This is a genomic window from Sphingopyxis sp. GW821-FHT12F08, from assembly GCF_058806755.1.
Genome location: NZ_JBXAQA010000002.1, coordinates 856,896 through 877,503, shown reverse-complemented (window position 1 = coordinate 877,503; position 20,608 = coordinate 856,896). Strand labels below are relative to the sequence as shown.

Sequence of the window (20,608 nt, the reverse complement as noted above, 5' to 3'; positions counted from 1 at the left end):
CGGCGCCGCCTGGCCCGGGCTCGACGTGCGGCTCTCGTCGCGGCGGATGATCTGGCCATTCTCGTCGAGCGTGTAGGCGACGTCCTTCGCCACCCCGTCGTCGACGTCGGCCCCCGTCAGCTGCCCCAGCCCGTTCAGGATGAGGTCGGTGGTGTAGACCGGGTTGCCGCCCGACCCCGTGTCGCTGTCGTAGCCGATCTGGGTCTGGACCGCCCCGTCCCACCATTCGTAGCTGGTGCTGGTCGAGGTCCCGGGCTCGTTCGTCCAGCTCCCCGACCCCGCCGCCAGCTTGGTGTTCACTGCGCTCTGCGATACCACCGAACCCAGCGCCCAGGTCGATCCGCTGCCATAGGCATAGCTGGTGACCGATTTGAAAATATCATACTGGTTGTTGCCGTAGCGGCCCTTCACCGTCGACACATCGTCCGACGTCACCTGGCCCCGGGCATCATATTGGACGCTGCGCGAATAGGTCACGCCCGAGAAGGACGTGCCGTCGACCCAGCCCGTATCCTCCTGCAGCGTGACGCGCCCCATCAGATCGTAGGCGAAGCTGCCCCTCACCCCGCCCGGACCGACCGGATCCTCGAAGATCAGCACCAGATTGTCGGACGCGTCGACCTCGTAACGCACCCCGCCCACCGCTTCGCGAACCGCCGATAGACGGCCCGATGCGTCGTAGGTGAAGGTTTCGAGATAGCGCAGGCTGTAGTTGCCCGTATCCCAGCCACCGACCCATTCGCCACCGCTGTCGAACCCCTGATGCGGGTTCCACACCGACACGATCTTGTTGCGCGACGTGAGCGACGTCGCGCGCTGGCCCGCGGCGTCATAGGTGAGTTCGGTTCCGCCCGGCCCGCGCACGATCGCGGTGCCCACCGCGCCCGCACTGCCGCTGAGCGAGCCGCGGTCGGTGACGACGCGGTTCATGCTGTCGTAGCGGAACCAATAGTCCTTGGGCGTATCGGTCGAGGCGGCGGTGCCATAGGCGTCGATCTCGCGATACAGGCTGAGCGTCGCGCGGATATTGCCGTTGGCGTCATATTTGGTGATGGTGCTCGCCGCCGGCGTCGTGGTGGTGGCGCTCGCCGTCCAGTCGGTCAGGCGGCCGCTCATATCGTAGATGGCGGTCATCGCCTTGACGGTGCCGCTGCCGTTGACGAGGGTCTCGCTCGCCCGGTTGCCCGCCGCGTCATAGCCATAGGTCGCGGTGCCCGCGAGCCCGGCGTTGGTCGCGAGCTGGCCGCTGTTGTACCAGGTGAAGCTGGTTACCGTGCTGCCCAGCGTCGCCGAGGTCTGGCGCCCCGCGACGTCATAGCCATAGGTGGTGACATGCGCGCCCATGTCGGTCTTCTGGACGACGCGGCCGAAGATATCGCTCTTGTCGCTCGACTGCCTGAAGATCGACGCGGCGAGGTTCGCGGCGCTGTCCGACAGGCGGGTGGTCTCGGCCCAGCCGCCGGTGATGGTGCCCGCGATCGCCGCGACGGCCGCATCCCATGCGTAGGTCGTCGAACCGACGTCGCCGCCGAAGCTGCGCGTCGCGGTCACCCGGCCCTGGACGTCATAGTCGGTCGTCTCGATATCGCCCGCAAGCTCCGCAACATTGTTCCAGTGCTTGAGGCGCTGGCCGAGGATGTCGTAGCTGTAGGAATCGACGAGGCCGCCCAGGTGGCTGACCTGCGTGACGCGGCCGAGCCTGTCATAGACGCTTGCCGTATAAACCGCCCCCGGCTTGAGGACGGGCGCCCCGCCGACGATTTCGGTGTTGCGTTCGTCATAGGTCCGGCGCGCGTCGCCATGGACGTCATAGTGGGTGATCCGCACGCCATTGTCGGCGGCAACCTGAACCATGACCAGCGCCTGCCCGCCGCCATAGCCGGTGCCCGCGAGCAGCGTCAGCCGCGTGAGGTTGCCGGTGTCCGCCGCCTTGCCCGTCGCATTGCCCGCATCGGTCCCGGTCTCGGCATAGCTCCCGTTCGCGTCGCGCTGCGCTACAAGGCGGCCCGATTTGTCGTAATAATAATCCTGCGACGGCTTGACCCAGATCTCCTTGCCATTCTCGAGCGTGATGGCGATCGCGGGCCCCTCGCTGCGGACGACGCGGCCCATCTTGTTGTAGCTGTAGGTGGTGACGCCGCCGCGCGCGTTGGTCTCGGTCGCGGCCTCGCCGAACGCGTTGTAGGTGCGGCTGGTCGTGATGGTCGCGGTCGTAGCCGCGGTCAGCTGGCGGCCCTCCTCGACGACGCGGGTCGCCATGTTGCGCTTGTCGTAGACGGTATAGGCCGCGTTGACGCTGGCGTTCGAAACCTGGGCGAGGGCGTCGGCGAACGACTTGTCGGTCAGGCTGTAGCCTGCGTTGGTGATGGCGATCGTCTGATTGCCGTTCCGGTCATGGCCGAAGATCTTCCACACCCCGTCGCCGCTGCTGGTTGCCCACAGCCGGCCCGCGAGGTCATATTTATTCTGCTGTTGCCAGCGCTTGCTGCCCTCCGCCACGCCGGCGGCATTGAGCCCCGTTTTCTCGACCTCGCCGAACGCGTTGTAGCGGGTCGAAAGGACCGGGCTCGCCGCGGTCCAGCTCGCCGCGTCGGCCGACGTCGCCTGCCATTGCTCGGCGACCCGGCCCGCCACGTCATAGCTGGTCAGCGCGCCTTCATAGGCGTTCGCCGCGCTCCCGCCGGATCCAAGGCGGGTATAATAATCGTGGGTGACCCGGCCCATGACGTCATATTTATAGCTCCGCACATAATCGCCGGCATCGGTGGTCGAGACGAGCTTGCCGCCCGAATAGCTGTAGGTCGTGACGCGGTCCTCGACGTCGCCGGCGGTACCGGCCTGGACGGTGCGCACCAGATCGCCGAGCCCGTTGTAGCGATAGTCGACCGTCGGGGTGACGCTGTTCCCGAGATGATTGGTGAAGCTCGCCCGCTGTTCCTGCATCAGGCGGCCGCCGACGTCATAGGCATAGTTGGTCTGCTCGCCCGTCGCCTCGGTCTTGCGAACCACCTGGCCCAGCCCGTTGTAGAGCCAGGCGATGGTCACCGTCTGCGCCGCGAGCAGCCCGCCGTTGCCGTCGTGGACCGCGATGCCCGCGCGCGATTCGGTGAGGCGATTGCCATTCTTGTCGTAAGTGAAGCTGGTCAGGCGATCCTGCGCGCTGGTAGGAATAGCTGACGGCGGCGTCTCGGTTCCGGTCGGCGCCGCGACCGCATCGGCGAAGCGCGTCTCGGTCAGGACATTCCCTTCGGAATCATAGGCCCAGACCGTTACATAGCCCGCGGCATCCACCTGATGCGTCTTGCGGCCGAGCTTGTCGTAATAGTTCCACGTTGCCGCGGCGTTGGAAACAGGAACGCCGGCGACATGCTGGTTGGGCTCGATTGCCTTCACCACATTGCCGAACGCATCATAGACATAAGTGGTGGTCAGCGCGGCGTTGGTATACGGATCCCACGCGCTGGTGTCCGTGTTCCAGCTGCCGCCCGAGATGCCCGCGACATTGCTCGTCTTGAGCCGGTTCAGCTTGTCGTAGGCGAAGCTGGTCGCGCGCGAGTTTCCGCTCGTCACCTCGGTGGGCACCGCGACGAACAGCCCGCCATTCTCCGGGATGCTCGTCAGCTTGATCTCATAGACGCGCGCCTCGGCCGTGTTGCCATTCGCGTCATAAACAAAGGTGCTGACCGTTCCGGCCATGTCGATCGCCATGCGCTTGCGGCCGAGATCGTCGTAGAAATAGACGGTGCGCGATCCGGCAGCATCGATGGTCCGAATGACATTGCCGGCGGCATCGTAGGCGATCTGGTCTTCGGGTGTGAAGCCCTGGAAGCTCTGATGCGTCGTCTTGGTAAGCCGGTCGAGCTTGTCGTAGGTGAAACCGGTCGTGCGCGCTTCGGCAAGCCCGAAGGCTTCGATCGCCTGCTTGCGGTTGCCGCGGCCGTCGTAGCTATATTTGTTGGTGATCGTCGCCGCCTGCTCGGCGCCGCTGGCAAGACAGGCCGCGATGGGAAGCGTCTCGGTGAGCAGCAGGCCACGCTTGTCGTAGGTGTAGATGGTGGTGCCGCCAGCGACCTTGTTCACATCCTTCGACTTGGCGACGACGGTAGCGCGGTTGCCATAGGCGTCATAGGTGTAGCTTTCGAAAAAGCCCTCGGCATCGGTCGTCTTCTTTACAAGGCCGCGCCGGTCATAGTCGAAGCTGGTCGTCGCCGACGCGCGGCTGACCGTCTTCAGCTGACCGAAGGCGTCGTAAGTCGAGGTCGTGACGACGTTGACCGTGTCGGTCACCGCCTCGGTCGCCGTGAGGGCCAGGCCGCGCTTGTCGTAGGTGTAGCTGGTCGTCGCATCCCTGGCCGCATTGGCGGACACGATCGGCAGCACCGTCGTGCTCGGCGTCGAGGCGGTCGCGTTATAGCGTCGCGTCACGCTCAGAATCTGGCCGAACGCGGTATAGCTCGTCTCGGTGACATAGCTTTCGGCATCGCGGAACAGCGTGAGGCGGCCCTTGCCGTCATAATAGGAATAGCTGGCATTGCTGCGTGGATCGGTGGTTTTCACCACCTCGCTAAAGCCGTTATACTCGTATGAGGTCGTGCCCGCGGCATCGACCATGGTCAGGACCCGGCCAACCTCGTCATAGGTCCAGCTGGTGACCTTGCCCAAGGGATCGGTCATGCTCGTTCGATTGCCGAGCCCGTCATAGGCATATTGGACGGTCGACGCCTCGGCTGCACCGGCGGCGCGGGTTTCGCTGAGCAGGCGGCCGGCGCCGTCGTAGGTGTAGTCGGTGCGGACCTGATCAGCTGCGCCATAGGCCGCATAGGTTGCGACCAGATTGCCCGCGCCGTCCCACTCGCTCCGCGTCTGGAAAGCTTCGCCGTCGATCGTCGCATAACGGCGCCCGGCCATGTCGTATAGGTGCGAAACGCTGATCGACGCGCCCGTCGCGAGCGTATCGACATCGGCGATCGTCGAAGTGGGCGTGACGCTGATTGCCGTCGCGAAGCGGACCTCGGTGATCAGATTGCCGTCGGCGTCATAATCGAAGCGGCTGACATAGCCCTCGGCATCGACGGAGAAGCGCAGGTCACCCCCTTCGGAACAATAATTATAGGTGACGCGGTTGCCGCTCGCGCCGGACTGACCCGACGCCCATGTATCCATCGTCGCCAAGCCGGGAAAACTCGGCGTGCTGCGCAGTACCGCATATTGCACCGTCCTGGTGACGCGCCCCGCGGTGTCGTAGGTGAAGCCGGTCACCAGACCCGCGGCGTCGATCGCATAAGCGACCTGACCCTTGGTGTTGTGGACGGTGTAGCTTTCGCGGTCGTTCGTGTCGCTGGCGAGCGGGGTGATCAGCGCGTCGATATTGTCGAAGGTGAAGTCGGTGACGCCGGTGCCGATCGACGCCGCGAAGGCGATCGTCGTCGTCAGCCGCGGCCGGCCGGCGAGGCTATATTCGAAGCCCGTGACATAGCCGCCATTGTCGACCTGGTAGCGGAGCAGGCCCTGTCCGTCGTAGACATAGCGCAGCGCGCGGTCGGCCGTGGCGCTCGGCGGGGTGTTGGGACGCAGATCATCAAGGCTACCGCTGGCCCAATAAGTAGAATTCGTGCGGGTGCCATAGGCGATGTCGGCGGTCTTGCGTCCCGCCTCGTCGTATAAAAATTCGGCGAGATAACCCTCGCCGTCGAGCGTCGCGACAAGCAGGCCGTCCTTGTCGTAGAAGGTGCGGCTGATGCGGTCGCTGCCGGTGACCGGCGTCGTGGACACAGGCGTGGTCGGCAGGGTCGATTTCAAGGTGTCGAGCGTCGAGGCCGAGAGCTTGGTGACATAAGCCACCGTCTTGATCAGCCTGTCGGCTTTGTCATAGCTGTAGGCGGTAACCGCACCGTCGCCCTCGATCGACTGGATCAGGCGGCCCCCATCGTCGTAGACGTTCCAGCTCCACATGTCGCCGGCGCTCGCGTCGGGCCAACCGCTCGCATCGATCGAGGCGGCACCGAGCAGCACATTGCCGCCTGCGGAGGCGAGCCCCGACATGTTCGACGCGGTCAGTTTGCTCGCGTAGGAGATCGTCGCCGCGAGGCGCCCCGCCGCATCATAGCGATATTCGACGATGCTGCCGTCGGCGGCGATATCCGCAGTCCGGCGGCCCGCATTATCGTAGAGGATGAAGCTGTTATAGTCCGAGCCGGTCGGCGTCGCGACCCCGCGCGGGGTGGTGATCATCCGCACCCGGCCGAGCTTGTCATATTTATAGGCGGTGGTGCCCGCGACGTCGTAGCTGCCCGTGTTGGCGCTGGTCGCGACGCTGAGCAGTTCGCCCGACTTGCTGTAGGTGCTGACCGTCGTATGCCCCGTTGCGGTCGTCACCGTGGTCTTGAGCAGCGCATCCTCGAAAGTGATCGTCGTCGCGCCGCTGGCGGGATTGGTCGAGGCGATCAGACGGCCGAGACCGTCATAGGCGAAGGTTTCGAGCGCCTCGTTGTAGAGGCCGCGCGAAAGCAGGCGCCCGGCCTGGTCGTAGACGGTGTAGGTGCGACTGAATCCCTCGGCCTGCGAAACCGCGCCGGCGGTGGTTGCGATGCCGTAGCCGTTCGTCGCGAGAATGTTGCTACGGCCATCATAGGTAAGATTGACGATCTCGATCGACGAAAGGTCAGCGATGCCCGCCTTCCAATTGTTGAGGTCGGTCTCGCTGGGAACGCCCGACGCCGTATAGGCATGCTCGGGAAACTCGACGACATAGTTGAGCTCGCCGAAGCTGGTGTAGCGATATTCGGTGACGCGTCCTTCGGGGCTCACGACGTAGCGGAGGTGGTTTTCGACGTCGTAGGCGTAGCGCGTGACGAGGGCCACCGGGCTGCCCGCTTCGTCCAGAATCGTGCGCGTTTCGGTGAGCAGTTCGTTCTTGCTGCCATAGGTGCGCGTGACGCCGTTGCCGTTCGGGTCGCTGACGGTGAGGATATTGCCGGTGGCGTCGTGAGTGTAGCTGGTGACCTCGTTCGCCGTGTCGGTGACGCTCGCGACATTGCCATCGGCGTCGTAGGTGAATTCGACATCCTCGGACGTCGGCATGGTGACCTTGGTGAGGCGCTGCGAGGCGTCATAGTCGAGCCGGGTGACCTGGCCGTCGTAAGTGATGTTCGTATAGCCGGTCTGATAGGACAGCGTCGTGACGCGGTTACCGCCGGGCAAGACCTCGTAAAGGCGCCAGGCGCGACCACCGCCGTCATAGTCGATGTTGAAATCGACGCCATCGGTCGTCTGGATTCGCGCGACGCGGGTCGTCGTGCCGTGATAGCTGTAGGTCGTGACGAAAGTGCCGCCCGTCGCGACGCTGTTGTCCTCGGGGCTGAGGTCGACCGTCACGGTCTGCAGGCGGTATTTGGTGACGCCGCCGTCGACATAGGATTCATAGGCATAGCGGGTGCGCGTCAGCGTCTCGTTGACATTGTCCGCCGCGGTGCTTGTATCGCCATAGTCGGTATAGCCGGTCACCACCTCGGTGATATTGTCGCCATCCCAGCTGTACTGGACATAGCTCTGCTCGGCGATGCCCGTCGAGGCATTGGCGGTGCCGTGGTTCGACGTGGTGACGCGCTCGATCTTGTCGGTGCTCGCGACATAGGTGAAGGTCAGCTTCAGATTGTCGGTATCCTTCCGCTCCTTGATGCGGAAGTCGGTCGTCGGACTGGCGACGGTCGCCTCATAGGTTTCGACGACCTGGCTCGACCCGTCGGTCCAGATCCAGGTCGCGCCCGACTTGACGAGCTTGTCGTGCGCGCCGTCGCCGTCGGTCGTCCAATAGGCCGCAGTGCCGCCGATCGTCCGGTAGCTGTATATGATCACCGACCCGTCGCTGCCGAGCCGGCTGACCGTGCTGCCCGACGTGTTCAGCGTTCCCGTGAGGCCGAAGACCCGCTGCGTCGTCGACTGCTGCCAATTGTCGCCATTGTCGCCGTCCGACATCTGGCCAAGGCCGTTATAGGTGCGCGAGACACCGATATCGAGCCCGCGGCCGACGAGGAATTCGTCCTGCTGCGTGATCGCGACATTGCCCGTCGCGGCGTTGACCGACACATTTTCGGCCGCGCGGCCGAGCGATCCCGATCCAATCAGCCCCGCGCCGCCGAGCAGATTCGCCGACCCCCGCGTGAAACCCGCGCCCTGCCCCACAAAAATCGCAACCATCGCCAAACCCCGCAGCAATCAAACGCGCGAGAAACAGGCAGCCCGACGAGCCTCTCGATGGAGATTCCCTGCCCCGCAATCTTCCAATCCGCCGAGGCTCAAGGATGTTTAGGGGGTTGGATGAATTTTTTTCGAAGCTCCCACGATTCATTGGACTTTCGGATGTCGCCAGGCATTGCTGCTGGAGCCGCGACGCCCTGAATCGCGGCCCGCCCCGGCCGACTGATCGGCGGAGCTCCGGGTGGTGGGCCCGGACCACCCATGACCAAAGCCACCGATACAAGCACGCCGCGTGAAGATAGTATCCACTTTTCGAGGGATTGGACCGTTTCGCTCTCTGGTTGGCTGAGCAACCATTCTTCGTGCTTCAGAAACGCCCTTCGAAGGTCAGGCCGATTACGCGTGGATCGCCGAGCAAGGCGTCGAGACGGCCGTCATTGTCATATTGATAATCGAAATATTTGTCGTTGAAGATGTTGTTGGCGAACAGATAGGCACCGAAATTGTCGTTGCTCCAGCCGATCTTCGCATTGACCAGCGTGCGGCCGGGCACATCGCGAACGCTCTGGTCCACCAGCCCCTGATAAGCCGCCTCGCGATAATTGACGTTGGCGTCGGCCGAGACCCCGCTCCGGTCGCGCCAGCTGAACCCGGCCGCCAAGGTCCAGCGCGGCGCGCTGACGAATTCGAGGCCCGAGAGATCGTCGACGAAGCCGCCCGTCGCGTCGAATTCGAGGAATTCGGTGCGCGCATAGCCGACCGAGCCGTAGATATTGAGATTGTCGGTAACGTCGAAATCGCTTTCGACCTCGAAGCCGTAGACGCGCGACTTGCCGGCATTTTGCGTCTCATAATCATAGACGCTGGGCGAAAGCTGCACGCCCACCTGCTGGTCGGTCCAGTCGATGAAAAAGGCGTTGGCGTTGAACGTCAGTCGCCGGTCGAGCCACTGCGTGCGCAACGACAGCTCGTAATTCCACGTAAATTCCGGATCATAGACATAGGTGGATGCGCGCGCCGGGTTTACCCCGCTGCCGCCCGAACGATAGCCACGCTGGACGATCGCGCTGATCGCCTTGTCGGGCGCGATTTCCCAGGAGATGCCGCCCTTGGGCAGGAAGGCCTCATAGCTGGTGTTCGACAGCGGGCTGCTGCTGCTGGCATCCTCGGCCTGCTGCCGGATCAGGCCGTTGACCGTCGAGAGGATGAGATTGAGCGGCGCGGGATAGAGCGCGGGGTTGGGCAGCGGCGTGTTGATCACCACGATATTGTCGTTCGACACGCGCTGTTTCTCGCGGTCGTAGCGGAAGCCGGCGAGCAGTTTCAGCCCCGGCGTGATTTCCCAGCTGGCATCGCCGAACAGCGCCATAGTCTCGATGTCGATCGAATAATCCTGCGAGGAGGTGATGTAGATGAGCCCCGGATATTGCGCGCGCGCCTGCTGCGCCAGGAACAGCGCCGTTCCCGGGTCGAGCCCGAAGGGCGGGCCCTGCAGCACCGCGGCGACCGTCGGCGTCAGCCCGAGATCGCGGTCGGGGTCGAGGCCGAAGGTGGCGTTGGTGTTCGAATCGGGGTTCTTGGTCCGCGAATAATAGCCGCCGATCAGTCCTTGGAGCGGCCCGGTGTTGAAGGTCAGGCGGACTTCCTCGCTGAAAATCTTCTGGTTGGTGACCGCGTCGCCATAAGCGGTGTCGACCGCCTGCAAATCGCCGTCATAGGCCGACGACGTGCGCAGATGATTATAGGTCGAAATCGACGACAGCGTGAAGACGTCGCCGAGCGGCAGCGTCGCGTCGAGCGTGAACAGGTCGGTTTTCGATCGCGAAAAGGTCGGGCGATTGGCCTCGACGGTGCGATTGTCCCAATAATCGGGCGTGTCGCTATAGGCATAGCCGCGGCCGTTGCCGTCGTGACGGTCGTAGAGATAGGAGAGCTTGACCTGCAGGCCGTCGGGACCCGCGGGGGTGAAGAGCAGCTTGGCGCGAACGACGTCGCCGCTGTTCGGATCATAATCGCCGCCGGTGAGGCGATTCTTCACAAATCCGTCGCCGCGCGTCAGTTCGCCGGCAACGCGGAAAGCGAGGATATCGTCGATGATGGGGCCGCCGATGGCCGCGCCAAAGCGATATTCGCCATTGGCATCGGTGATCATCGCCCGCGCCTTGCCGCGCCAGTCGAAGCTGGGATCGGCGGTCTTGATGATGATCGCCCCGGCGAGCGCGTTGCGCCCCTGCGGCGTCGATTGCGGGCCGCGCAAGATTTCGACCTGGTCGATGTCCCACAGGTCGAGCGGACCGCTGGCGGTCGCTTCGCTGGGCAGGGGCGACCCGTCGAGATAGACGGTGGCCAGATCGCCGAAGCCGGTGCCCGACACATTGGTGTTCGAAATGCCGCGGATCGTGAAGCCCGACTCGTTGAAGGTCGAGGTCAGATTGGCCGTGCGGTCGATCAGGTCGAATATATTGGTCAGATTCTGCGCGTCGATGTCCTCCGACGTGAACACTTTCACGCTTTCGGGGGTCTCCTGCAGCGTGCGGTCGAATTTCATGCCGGTGACGACGATCTCGTTGCTGTCGCCCGTATCGGCGGCGTCGCCCGCTTCGACCGCCGCACCGATCGCGGCTTCCGCGGCATGAACCGGCATCGCGGCGCCCGCCAGCAGCAGTGCCAATAGCGGCTTCATCGTTTTGGTCATTGTCATCGGCTCCCCGCTTAGCTATCGAAGGGCCCGCTATTGCTATTGCGAATGCGTGTCAATAGAATCAAAAGAAGGTTGTACAGGGGGACTTATGCAGGACAGCTCGCCGCTTTTGCCGGCGCTGGTCATCGCCGTGGCGGCGGGGGCGGGCGTCTGGCTGCTGCGCCGATCGTGGCAGGGCAGGGATTCGAACCGCGCCCAGATGCTCGGCGGCTGGGCGCTGATCGCCGCGGCGATCGCCGCGCCCGCCTGGGCACTCGGCCCCGTGCGCGGCCCCTTCATCGCGCTCGCGCTCGTCTCGACCGTCGCGCTCGCGCTCGTCGCGGGCAACTACACGCTACGCCAGGCCAAGGCGCGCGCCGCGCGCGAAAGCCTCGCCCCCGAACCCTCCGACCGCGCGACGACCAAATGGCGCGAGACGCTCCGCTGGCTGCTCGCCGGCCCGATCGGCATGGTCGCCGCGATGGGCGTCGGCATCGCCTGGGCCGCGCTCGTCCCGGGCGAACAGCAGACGCGGCTCGTCATCGGCGGGCTGATCGTCCCCGTCGCTTGGGGCGCCTGCATGGCGTGGACGCTCGCCGACAACCGCATCCTGCGCGCGACCGCCGTCCTGGTTGGCGTCGCCGTTGCCAGCTTTTCCGCCGCCATTCTGAAGGGCTTCGCATGACCGTCGCGCCCGCCCAAAAGCCCGTGAAGCCGAAGCCCGCAAAGAAGAAGGATTTGATGCCGCGCATCCCCGCAGGCTTCGTTCGCGCGGTGCTCCGCGGGCACAGCTCGCTCGGCCTCGCCTTCGCCGCGCTCATCTATATCATCTGCCTGTCGGGCAGCATCGCGGTCTTCGCGCACGAATTCCAGCGCTGGGAAAGCGCCTCGGCGCCACAGGTCACCGACGTCACCCCCGATGCTGTCCAGACCGCATTCGAGGGCGCGATCGCCGCGGGCGGCAAGGGCGTCGAGCATGTCTATATCACGCTGCCGACCGCGGATTTCCCGCGCCTGCTCCTCTATGTCGATGCCGAGAAGGACCGCCAGTTCCTGGCCGATGACAAGGGGAAGATCATGCCGGGCGGCGAGGCGGCGTGGACCGAGTTCATCACGCGACTCCACATCAATCTCCACCTGCCGCGCACCTGGGGTGGCTTTCTCGTCGGACTGATCGGGGTCGCGCTGCTCTCGTCGCTGATCTCGGGCATTCTTGCGCACCCGCGCATCTTCCGCGATGCCTTCCACCTCAGGCTCGGCGGGTCGCAGCGGTTGCAGGAGGCCGATCTCCACAACAGGCTGGGCGTCTGGACGCTGCCCTTCCACATCATCATTTCGCTGACCGGCGCCTTCCTCGGGCTCACGACGATCATCGTCGGGGTACTCGGCATGGCGATGTTCAACGGCGACGTGGGCAAGGTGTATGCGCTGTTCATTCCCGAACCGCCGGTCGACGACCCGCGCCCGGCGCCGGTACTCGACCTGCGGCCGATGTACGCGAAACTGCCCCAGGACGGCGGGCGCCTTACCTATATCTTCACCGAGCATCCGATAGAGATGGGCGGCGCGGCGCTGTTCAACGTCGAACAGCCCGACCGCATGGCAGGCGTCGACAGCTATGCCTTCCGCCGTGACGCGACGATCTACAACGCGTCGAAAGCGCGCGACAATAATCTCGGCGAGGATCTGCTCGGCGGCATGGGTCAGCTTCATTTCGGCTGGTTCGGCGGCGGGATCGTCAAGATCGTCTATTTCGCGCTCGGCCTGGGCCTGACCTATCTCGCCGCCAGCGGGGTCAATATCTGGCTCGCGCGCCGCCGCGACAAGGGGCGACCCGCACCAGGCTGGGAACGCGCGTGGGCGGCGACGGTGTGGGGCCAGCCAGCGGCGATCGCCGGTGCAGCGGTCGCCAGTCTGATTTCAGCCGACATTATGGTTGCGATCGGGACGTGGGCCGCGCTGTCAGTCATCTGCTGGCTATTTGCCTTCCGCTGGGATTCCGCTGCGCTGGGGAAGATGGGCAGGATTTCCACCGGACTTCTCATGCTCGTCGCAGTCGCTGTGCATCTCGTTCTTCGCGGCGGCGCAACGTCGCCCGATGCTGTCGCGTGGATCGTCAATGCGGGGATTTTGGTCGGCGGCGTGGCGTTGCTTGCGATTAGGGTCAGGACCCATTAATTGCACGTTCGAGGCGTCGAAATGGCGAAGATATTGGGTTCGGTGGCTGCAGCGGGTAGCATCGCTACCCGCAAGGCCGCCCGGGCCCAAGATCGAAGCCATTTCGGCGTCCCTTCGGGATTTGATCGATTTTGTCCATTGCTTCGTCGGCAAGTCTGGAAATATCGACATATTCCTGCGCCTTGCCTCCTCGCACTGAACAAAATCGCTTCAAACCTCGATCGCGCAATCAATGGGTCCTGACCCTAACGGCGCGGCGCTCTAGCGGCAGGCGGCGGCGAGCCATTTGCCGCTGGTCGCGGTGACGACCTTCAGCGGGCGGCCGCCTCGCGTGCCGGTGGTCACGCTGCGGGTGGTGTAGCCGGTCGCGCTGTACGTGCCGGTGGTGGTGGTGGACACCGGCGCCGGCAGCTCCTTGATCCGGCAGGTCGAATGGCCGCGGATCTTGCCGGCCGCCAGGCTGTAGCTCCGCACGCTGCACGTCGCGCCGGGGGCGTGGAGCAGGATTTGCGGGGTGGCCGCCGCCTGTTTCGCGGTCAGGCAGGTGGTGCGCGGCGCCTGGGTGTCGGCGGCGCGGATCAATGTTTCGGGCACGCCGGGGATGTCGGCGCTGACCAGCCGGGTGACATGCGTCCATTTGCCCGGCTGCGGCGCGGGGGCCGCCGCCGCCGCGGCACCCGCGAAGGCGAGCGGGATGAGGAGGGCAGCGCTATGCACCCGGTCAGACCGCGGGCATGCTCTCGATCTCGGGCGCGCCGGCGAGGCACGGGCCGAGCTTTGCGCCGAGGGTGCGGAAATGGTCCGACGCGCGGTGCGCCGCGATCGCGGCTTCGTCGTCATAACATTCGAGCACCTTGTAGACGCCGGTCTCGGCGGTGCGGAACAGCTTGTAATAGCTGTTGCCGGGCTCGTTGGCGCGCACCGCGGGAGCGAGCTCTGCGAAGACTCCCTCGAATTCGGCTTCCTTGCCGGGCTGTACGCGCAGGGTTGCGATAACGCCGATGCCGCTCATGTCTTTTCTCCTTCGATCAGGCCCTGAGGTCGGGATCGACGGTCCAGCCGTCCTCGACCTGCACGCCGAAGCTGTTCAATATCATCGAAACCTGGGTGTATTGGCCGACGGTCATGACGAGGTCCATGCGGCCCTTGTCGCCGAGCGGCGCGAGCGCCGTCCAGGTCGCGTCGGTCACGAAATGGTCGGCGCTCAGCTCGTCGGTCGCGCGCAGCATCGCGCGGTCGAGCTCGCTCCAGCCCGCAACGTCGGGGCCCGCCTTGATCCGCTCGATCTCGTCTTCGGTGAGCCCGCTGTCGAGCCCGATGCGCTTGTGCTGGGTCCACTCGTAGCCCGAGCGGCAGTTCCAGCCGGTGCGCAGGATGACGAGCTCGCGGTCGCGCGGGGTCAGCGCGCTGCGCTTCGACAGGATATAATTGCCCCAGCCGAGGAAGGCGGTGAGCGCCTTGGGCGCGTGTGCGAGCGTGCGGAAGATGTTGAGAATCCGCCCGCCGCCCACGCGTCCCCCGATCCCGTTGGCGCCCCCGGTCGCGAAAAAGGGTTCGAGCGCTGCGCGCTGGTCGGCATCGAGCCGGTCGAGGTCGACCGGCTCGATACGCGGATGCGTCAGGCGCAAGTCAGAGGACCTCGAACAGCCCCGCCGCGCCCTGGCCGCCGCCGATGCACATGGTGACGACGACATATTTGGCGCCGCGGCGCTTGCCCTCGATCAGCGCGTGGCCGGTGCAGCGCGCGCCGGTCATGCCGAAGGGGTGGCCGATCGAGATCGAACCGCCGTTGACATTGAGCAGTTCGTTCGGGATGCCCAGCTTGTCGCGGCAATAGAGCACCTGCACCGCGAAGGCTTCGTTGAGCTCCCACAGGCCGATATCGTCCATCTTGAGCTCGAAGCGTTCGAGCAGCTTGGGGATGGCGAAGACCGGGCCGATGCCCATTTCGTCGGGCTCGGTGCCCGCGACCGCCATGCCGACATAGCGGCCGAGCGGGGTGAGGCCGCGCTTCTCGGCGAGCCTGGCTTCCATCACGACGCATGCCGACGAACCGTCGGACAGCTGGCTGGCGTTGCCCGCGGTGATCGTATTGCCTTCGCCCATGACGGGCTTGAGGCTCGCGAGCCCTTCGAGCGTGGTGTCGGGGCGGTTGCAATCGTCGCGGTCGGCGGTGACTTCCTTGAAACTGACTTCCTTGGTCTCCTTGTCGACGATCGCCATGGTTGCGGTGCAGGGGACGATTTCGTCGTCGAACTTGCCCGCAGCCTGCGCGGCGGCGGTGCGCTGCTGCGACTGGAGCGAATATTCGTCCTGATATTCGCGGCTGATGTTGTAGCGCTTGGCGACGACCTCGGCGGTGCCGATCATCGGCATATAGGTCGCGGGGTGCATGTCGAGCAAAGTCGGATCGGTTTCGATGAACAATTTGTCGCCGCGGATCTTGCTGATCGATTCGACGCCGCCGGCGACGACGACGTCCATACGGTCGACGATTACCTGCTTCGCGGCGGTGGCGATCGTCATCAGCCCCGACGAACATTGGCGGTCGATCGACATGCCGGGGACGGTGACGGGCAGGCCGGCGCGCAGTGCGACGAGGCGCGCGACGTTCGGCGACTGCGACCCCTGCTGCATCGCGGCGCCGAAGACGACGTCGTCGACTTCGGCGCCTTCGAGGCCGGCGCGCTCGACCGCGGCCTTGACCGAAAAGGCGCCGAGCGTCGGCGAGGGGGTGTTGTTGAACGCGCCGCGGCCGGCCTTGACTAGCGGCGTGCGGGCGGTGGAAACGATGACGGCGTCACGCATGTCGATATTCCTTTTCTTTCTAAGCCCCTCCCCTTCAGGGGAGGGGTTGGGGTGGGGGCCATCGGCCTTGCGCAAGGCCCCAGAGCCCCACCCCGCTGCGACTAGCCGGCAAGCCGGCAAGTCTCGCTGCCCCTCCCCTGAAGGGGAGGGGATGTTTTACTTCACACGAAGAACTGGCTGATCCATTCGGCGATCAGCGCGGGCTTGTCCTCGCCCTCGATCTCGATCGTCACTTCGTTGGTCTGCTGCCACTGGCCGGGGCGCTTTTCGTCGAGCTCGAGCAATTTGATGTGGCTGCGCACGCGCTTGCCCGAGCGGACGGGGGCCAGGAAGCGAACCTTGTTGCCGCCATAGTTGACGCCCATCTTCACGCCCGCGATCTTCGGGCCGTCGGTCTTCTGGCCGAGCATCGGGATCAGCGACAGCGTCAGGAAGCCATGCGCGATGGTGCCGCCGAAGGGCGTCAGCTTCGCCTTTTCCTCGTCGATATGGATGAACTGGTGGTCGCCCGTCGCGTCGGCGAATTTGTCGATCATCTCCTGATCGACGAGCACCCATTCGGAGGTGCCGATCGTCTCGCCGACCTTTGCCTGCAGCTCCTGCGGCGTGATTGTGCCCATCGATCATCCCCTGCCATTGCGTCTTGAGGCGCGCGTTCTAGGCCCGTGTGGCGGGGTTGCACAAGGGGCAAGCGCCGCGCCCCGCCTGCCGTAGCGTCAGGACGCGCCGGCGTCCCGCGCGCCGCGCGCCTTGGGTTTCGGGGACTCGGAATAGGGCAGCACCATCGTCCCGTCGGGGGCGGCGGTGAAGCTGGTCTGGGTCGGATAGGCGAAGTGATATCCCGCGGCGGTCATCGCCGCGAAGACACGGATCGCGACCTCGGTGCGCGCCGCGGTGACGACCTCATAGTCGTCGCTGAACACGTCGAACAGCAGTTCGAAATCGAGGCTCGACGCGTTGAAGGCGACGAAGCTCGACCGCACGAATTCGTGGCCGGCGGCTTCGACCTGTTCGTGGAGGAGATCGGGCAGCGCGCGCAGCATCTCGGGCGTGGTCTGATAGACGACGCCGAGCATGAAGGTGACGCGGCGGCGCTGGAGATGCGCGAAATTGGTGATCTCCTTGGCCAGCAAATTGGTGTTCGAGATGATCAGCTGCTCGCCGTTGACCGAGCGCAGCCGCGTGCTTTTCAGCCCGATGCGTTCGACCGTCGCGGTGCTGGTGTCATATTTGATCGTCTGGCCGACGCGGAACGGGCGGTCGAAGATGATCGAGAGCGAGGCGAAGAGGTCGGAGAAGATGCCCTGCGCGGCGAGGCCGATCGCGATGCCGCCGATGCCGAGGCCCGCGATCAGGCCGGTGACATTGACCCCCATATTGTCGAGAATGACGATCGCCGCGATCGCGAACAAGGCGACGCTGATCAGCAGGCGGATGATGCCCATCGCGTTCGCCAGCGTCTCGTTATTGCCCTCCGCGGCGCGGCGCTGGATCAGCCCGAGCACGATCTCGCGCACCCAGATCGCGACCTGCATCACCACCGCAACGGTGAAGACGAGCTGGACGATCTGCATGATCAGCACGGGCGGCTGCGCATAGCCCGCGACGAGGCGGATCGCGACGATCGCGATCACGAAGGACTTGGTCTTGTGGATAACGCGGCCGGCGATATGGGTTATCGTGAACTCGCCATCGGCCGACTGCGCGTGGCGGAGCGCAACCCCGCGCAGCAGCGACAGCAGGAAATAGATGATCAGGCCGGCGCCGATCGCGATGCCGATCTGCAGCCAGTGGCTGTTGATCCACGCGATGCTGGCGTCCCACCAATAGCGCAGGTCGTCGAGCGGGTTGGTCGCGGCACGCTCGGTCGTGGGGGCGACCTTGGTGGCAGCGCTCTTGGCGGCGGTCAGCAGGGAGAAGGTCATGGCGGAGGTTCTGGGATCCTCTTGGGTCAGGCGGAGCGGAGCAGCGCCGCGGCATCGGGCGCGCGCTCCAGATAGGTCAAAAATCCGCGTTCGACACGCGAAAGATATCTGGTCGCGCGCGGGAGCCGGCCGACCGCGGCGGCGAAGTCGCCGCGTTCCTGCGCGGCGGCGATCATCGCGGGGTGGACATAGGCCTTGCGCGCGATGGCGGGGGTGTTGCCGAGATGGTCGGCGACATGCTCGAGGAGTTGCCCCAGCGTCGGCGGTTCGTCAGCGTCGTAGAGATAGGCGAAGGCCTCGACGCTCGCCGACCAGGTGCGGAAATGCTTGGCGCTGAAGGCGTCGCCCATCGCATCGCGGATATAGGCGTTCACCTCGTCCGAGCCGACGGCGCAATAATCGCCGTCATCCTCATATTGGAAGAGATGCTGGCCGGGCAGGTCCTGCAGGCGGCGGACGAGCGTGGTCAGGCTGCGGTCGCTCACGACGACGTCGCGCTTCGCGCCGCCCTTGGCGCCATAGGTCAGTCGCAGCGACTTGCCCGAAAGCTTGGCATGGCGCTGGCGGAGGGTGGTCGCGCCGAAGCTGTTGTTCGCCGCGGCATATTCCTCGTTGCCGACGCGCAGCGCGGCGAGGTCGAGCAGGCGGACGACCGCACCGACGACGCGTTCCTGGCACAGGGTGCGGCGGTTCATATCTTCTTCGAGCCGCGCGCGGACCAGCGGCAGCGCATGGCCGAATGCGGCGCAGCGGTCATATTTGTCGGCCTCCTGCGCGAGGCGGAAATCGGGGTGGTAGCGATATTGCTTGCGCCCGCGCGCGTCGTAACCGGTCGCCAGGATATGGCCGTTGGGGGCGGGGCAATACCAGGCATCCTCATAGGCGGGGGGCAGGGCGATCGCGTTGAGGCGCCGGATTTCGGCGGCGTCGCGGATGACCTTGCCCTTGGCGTCGCGGTAGCGCCAGCCGCCCTCCACGCGCTCGCGGCCGATGCCCGGCAGGCTGTCGTCGACATGGATGAGGCGCGCGGACATGCGGGGATAGCGTTTGGAGCGCGGGGAAGGTTCCGGGCTTTAAGGCCCTCCTCTTCAGAGGAGGGGCCGGCGAGACATACGAACTTGTTCGTTAGTCGCAGCGGGGTGGTGGCCGCGGCTGGGCGCGCCTTCGGCCACCACCCCGTTCGACTAAAGGCCCGGCTGCGCCGGACCAAGTCTCTCTGCCCCTCCTCTGAAGAGGAGGGGTTGCGATCTCAGCCCGGGCTCACCGCCGGATGCCGCGCCGGGACCTGCGCCGGGCGCGCGGTGAGCGGGCGCCAGCCGGCCTCGCGCTCGCGGCGGCGGACGTAAGTCGAAAGCCCCATCTGCAGCGCGAGCATCATGTAGATGAAGGGCTGGAAGGCGATGCCGACGAACAGCGAGCCGATCAGATAGGTGATATGCCCGTGCTGGAGCGCGGTCGCGAGCGGGGCGATCCATTGCTCCTCGCCGCGGCGCGTCCTGAGATAGCGCCGCCGCAACCGCTCCATCTGGATCAGGCCGGTGAGGTGGAGCAGCAGCCAGAGCGCGAGCCCTGGATAGCCCTGTTCGCCGAGCATCTCGAAATAGCTCGAATGATAGGCGCGCGACTTTTCCTCATAGACCGAGGGGGCCGCTTCCTGCGGCTTCAGCGGGTCATAGGCGCTCGCCGCCTTTTCGACGCGGACATGGTTCTGGATATAGGCCTCGAAGCCGCCGCCGAAGGGATTTTCCTTCGCATATTCCCAGGTCCACGCCCACACCGCGACGCGCGTCGAAGCCGACTGGTCGGCCTTATGGTCGCGGATCGTTTCCATGCGCTCGGTGAAGCTTTGCGGCAGGAAGGGGATCGAGGCGATCGCGAGCAGCCCGGCCCCCGCCATATAGAGGAAGCGGTGCTTGACCGCGCGCAGCGACAGCACGGCGAGCACCGCGAGGCAGACGAGTCCGGTGCGCGCCTGGGTGCCGATGGGGAGCAAAGCGCAGGCGAAGACCAGCGCGAAGCAGAAGATCGTCACACGCCAGTCGGGCGGGAAGATCGTCCCGTGATTGCGGTACCAGAGGATCAGCGGGATGATCGAGATGCCCACCGCCGACATGATCGACCCTTCGTAGAGGCCGTAATTTTCGTTGAGCAGCAGCTGCAGCGTGCCGTAGCCGCCGCCGCCCGCCGCGGTCTTGATCCCGCCCGCGATCGCGATCGCCGCGGCCGAGAGCAGCATCGTCAGGATCAGCGCCTCGATGCGCAGCTTGGTCCTGAGGGTCAGCGGCAGGAAGATCGCCCAGACCAGCGCCTTCCACACCCAAGCCCATTTCTCCGCTGCTTCGACCGGATAATCGGCGCCCACCGTCGTCATCCAGCAATAGAGCAGCAGCGCGACGAGCAGGAATTGCCGGCTCGACCACCTTGTGTCGCGCTTGTCGTCGACCGCGAGCCAGCCGACGATCGCCAGTCCGAAGACGATCAGCGAGATCGGGATCGAGTTGATCAGGAAATAGGAGAGCCGCTGCGGCGCGACGATGTCGATGTAGCAGAAGCAGAGTATGAACAGGAACGGCTTGCGAAAGCCGAGCCCGATGAAGGCGAACAGGAAGGCGACGAAGGCGATGTCACGCATCGCCTTGCTCCCGCCGCGCGGCTTCTTCCTCCTGGCGCCGCTGCCACAGCATGCGCGGGCTGACCTCGCGGTCGAGGTCGTCGCGGTACAGCAGGCGCCACAGCGCGATCGCCAGCAGGACGTGCGTCAGCCCGATGGAGAAATTGTCGACCATGGGCGCACGCCTACGCCATCTGGGTTGACGGCGCG

The 20,608-nt window shown here is 65.2% G+C and carries 13 protein-coding genes; 2 read left to right on the top strand and 11 right to left on the bottom strand.

Going from position 1 to position 20,608, the window contains the following annotated elements; translation table 11 throughout:
• Together AC1RNQ_RS08960 and AC1RNQ_RS08955 are read right to left on the bottom strand one after the other, a co-directional pair.
• The coding region (locus tag AC1RNQ_RS08960) for an RHS repeat domain-containing protein (RefSeq protein ID WP_493170581.1) at positions 1-8,196 on the bottom strand (8,196 nt) is incomplete at its 3' end.
• 367 nt (positions 8,197-8,563) lie between these two features.
• Positions 8,564-10,897 (bottom strand): TonB-dependent receptor, encoded by a 2,334-nt coding sequence (locus AC1RNQ_RS08955; RefSeq protein WP_493170579.1) that lies wholly within the window; start codon positions 10,895-10,897, stop codon positions 8,564-8,566.
• Positions 10,898-10,985: 88 nt separating this feature from the next.
• Here AC1RNQ_RS08955 and AC1RNQ_RS08950 point away from each other — a divergent pair, with 88 nt between their 5' ends.
• Entirely contained in the window at positions 10,986-11,561 is a 576-nt protein-coding gene (locus AC1RNQ_RS08950) for a hypothetical protein (protein WP_493170578.1), read from the top strand.
• Positions 11,558-13,054, top strand: coding sequence for a PepSY-associated TM helix domain-containing protein (locus AC1RNQ_RS08945; protein WP_493170576.1), 1,497 nt, complete (start codon positions 11,558-11,560; stop codon positions 13,052-13,054). Before AC1RNQ_RS08950 ends, AC1RNQ_RS08945 begins: the two co-directional genes overlap by 4 nt.
• A 261-nt stretch (positions 13,055-13,315) precedes the next feature.
• Here the strand turns inward: AC1RNQ_RS08945 and AC1RNQ_RS08940 are convergent, their stop codons facing one another.
• The 9 genes from AC1RNQ_RS08940 to AC1RNQ_RS08900 all read right to left on the bottom strand — a co-directional run bounded on the left by AC1RNQ_RS08940 (position 13,316) and on the right by AC1RNQ_RS08900 (position 20,573).
• Entirely contained in the window at positions 13,316-13,771 is a 456-nt protein-coding gene (locus tag AC1RNQ_RS08940) for a DUF3617 domain-containing protein (protein WP_493170574.1), read from the bottom strand.
• Between the two features lie 4 nt (positions 13,772-13,775).
• Complete coding sequence (locus tag AC1RNQ_RS08935; RefSeq protein ID WP_493170572.1) at positions 13,776-14,066, bottom strand: putative quinol monooxygenase; 291 nt, start codon at positions 14,064-14,066, stop codon at positions 13,776-13,778.
• A gap of 16 nt (positions 14,067-14,082) precedes the next feature.
• Complete coding sequence (locus AC1RNQ_RS08930; protein ID WP_493170570.1) at positions 14,083-14,682, bottom strand: carboxymuconolactone decarboxylase family protein; 600 nt, start codon at positions 14,680-14,682, stop codon at positions 14,083-14,085.
• Position 14,683: 1 nt separating this feature from the next.
• Entirely contained in the window at positions 14,684-15,862 is a 1,179-nt protein-coding gene (locus tag AC1RNQ_RS08925; protein WP_493170569.1) for an acetyl-CoA C-acyltransferase, read from the bottom strand.
• Between the two features lie 161 nt (positions 15,863-16,023).
• Positions 16,024-16,482 carry a MaoC family dehydratase gene (locus AC1RNQ_RS08920; RefSeq protein ID WP_493170567.1) on the bottom strand — a complete coding sequence of 153 codons (459 nt, stop codon included), beginning with the start codon at positions 16,480-16,482 and terminating at the stop codon, positions 16,024-16,026.
• A 96-nt stretch (positions 16,483-16,578) separates the two neighbouring features.
• Positions 16,579-17,787, bottom strand: coding sequence for a mechanosensitive ion channel family protein (locus AC1RNQ_RS08915; protein ID WP_493170566.1), 1,209 nt, complete (start codon positions 17,785-17,787; stop codon positions 16,579-16,581).
• A 26-nt stretch (positions 17,788-17,813) separates the two neighbouring features.
• Positions 17,814-18,821, bottom strand: coding sequence for a DNA topoisomerase IB (locus tag AC1RNQ_RS08910; RefSeq protein WP_493170565.1), 1,008 nt, complete (start codon positions 18,819-18,821; stop codon positions 17,814-17,816).
• Positions 18,822-19,036: 215 nt separating this feature from the next.
• The gene (locus AC1RNQ_RS08905; protein WP_493170564.1) at positions 19,037-20,419 is read right to left on the bottom strand and encodes a putative O-glycosylation ligase, exosortase A system-associated; all 1,383 of its coding nucleotides are present in this window, start codon (positions 20,417-20,419) and stop codon (positions 19,037-19,039) included.
• Complete coding sequence (locus AC1RNQ_RS08900; RefSeq protein ID WP_493170562.1) at positions 20,412-20,573, bottom strand: hypothetical protein; 162 nt, start codon at positions 20,571-20,573, stop codon at positions 20,412-20,414. Before AC1RNQ_RS08900 ends, AC1RNQ_RS08905 begins: the two co-directional genes overlap by 8 nt.
• Between the last annotated feature and the right edge of the window lie 35 nt (positions 20,574-20,608).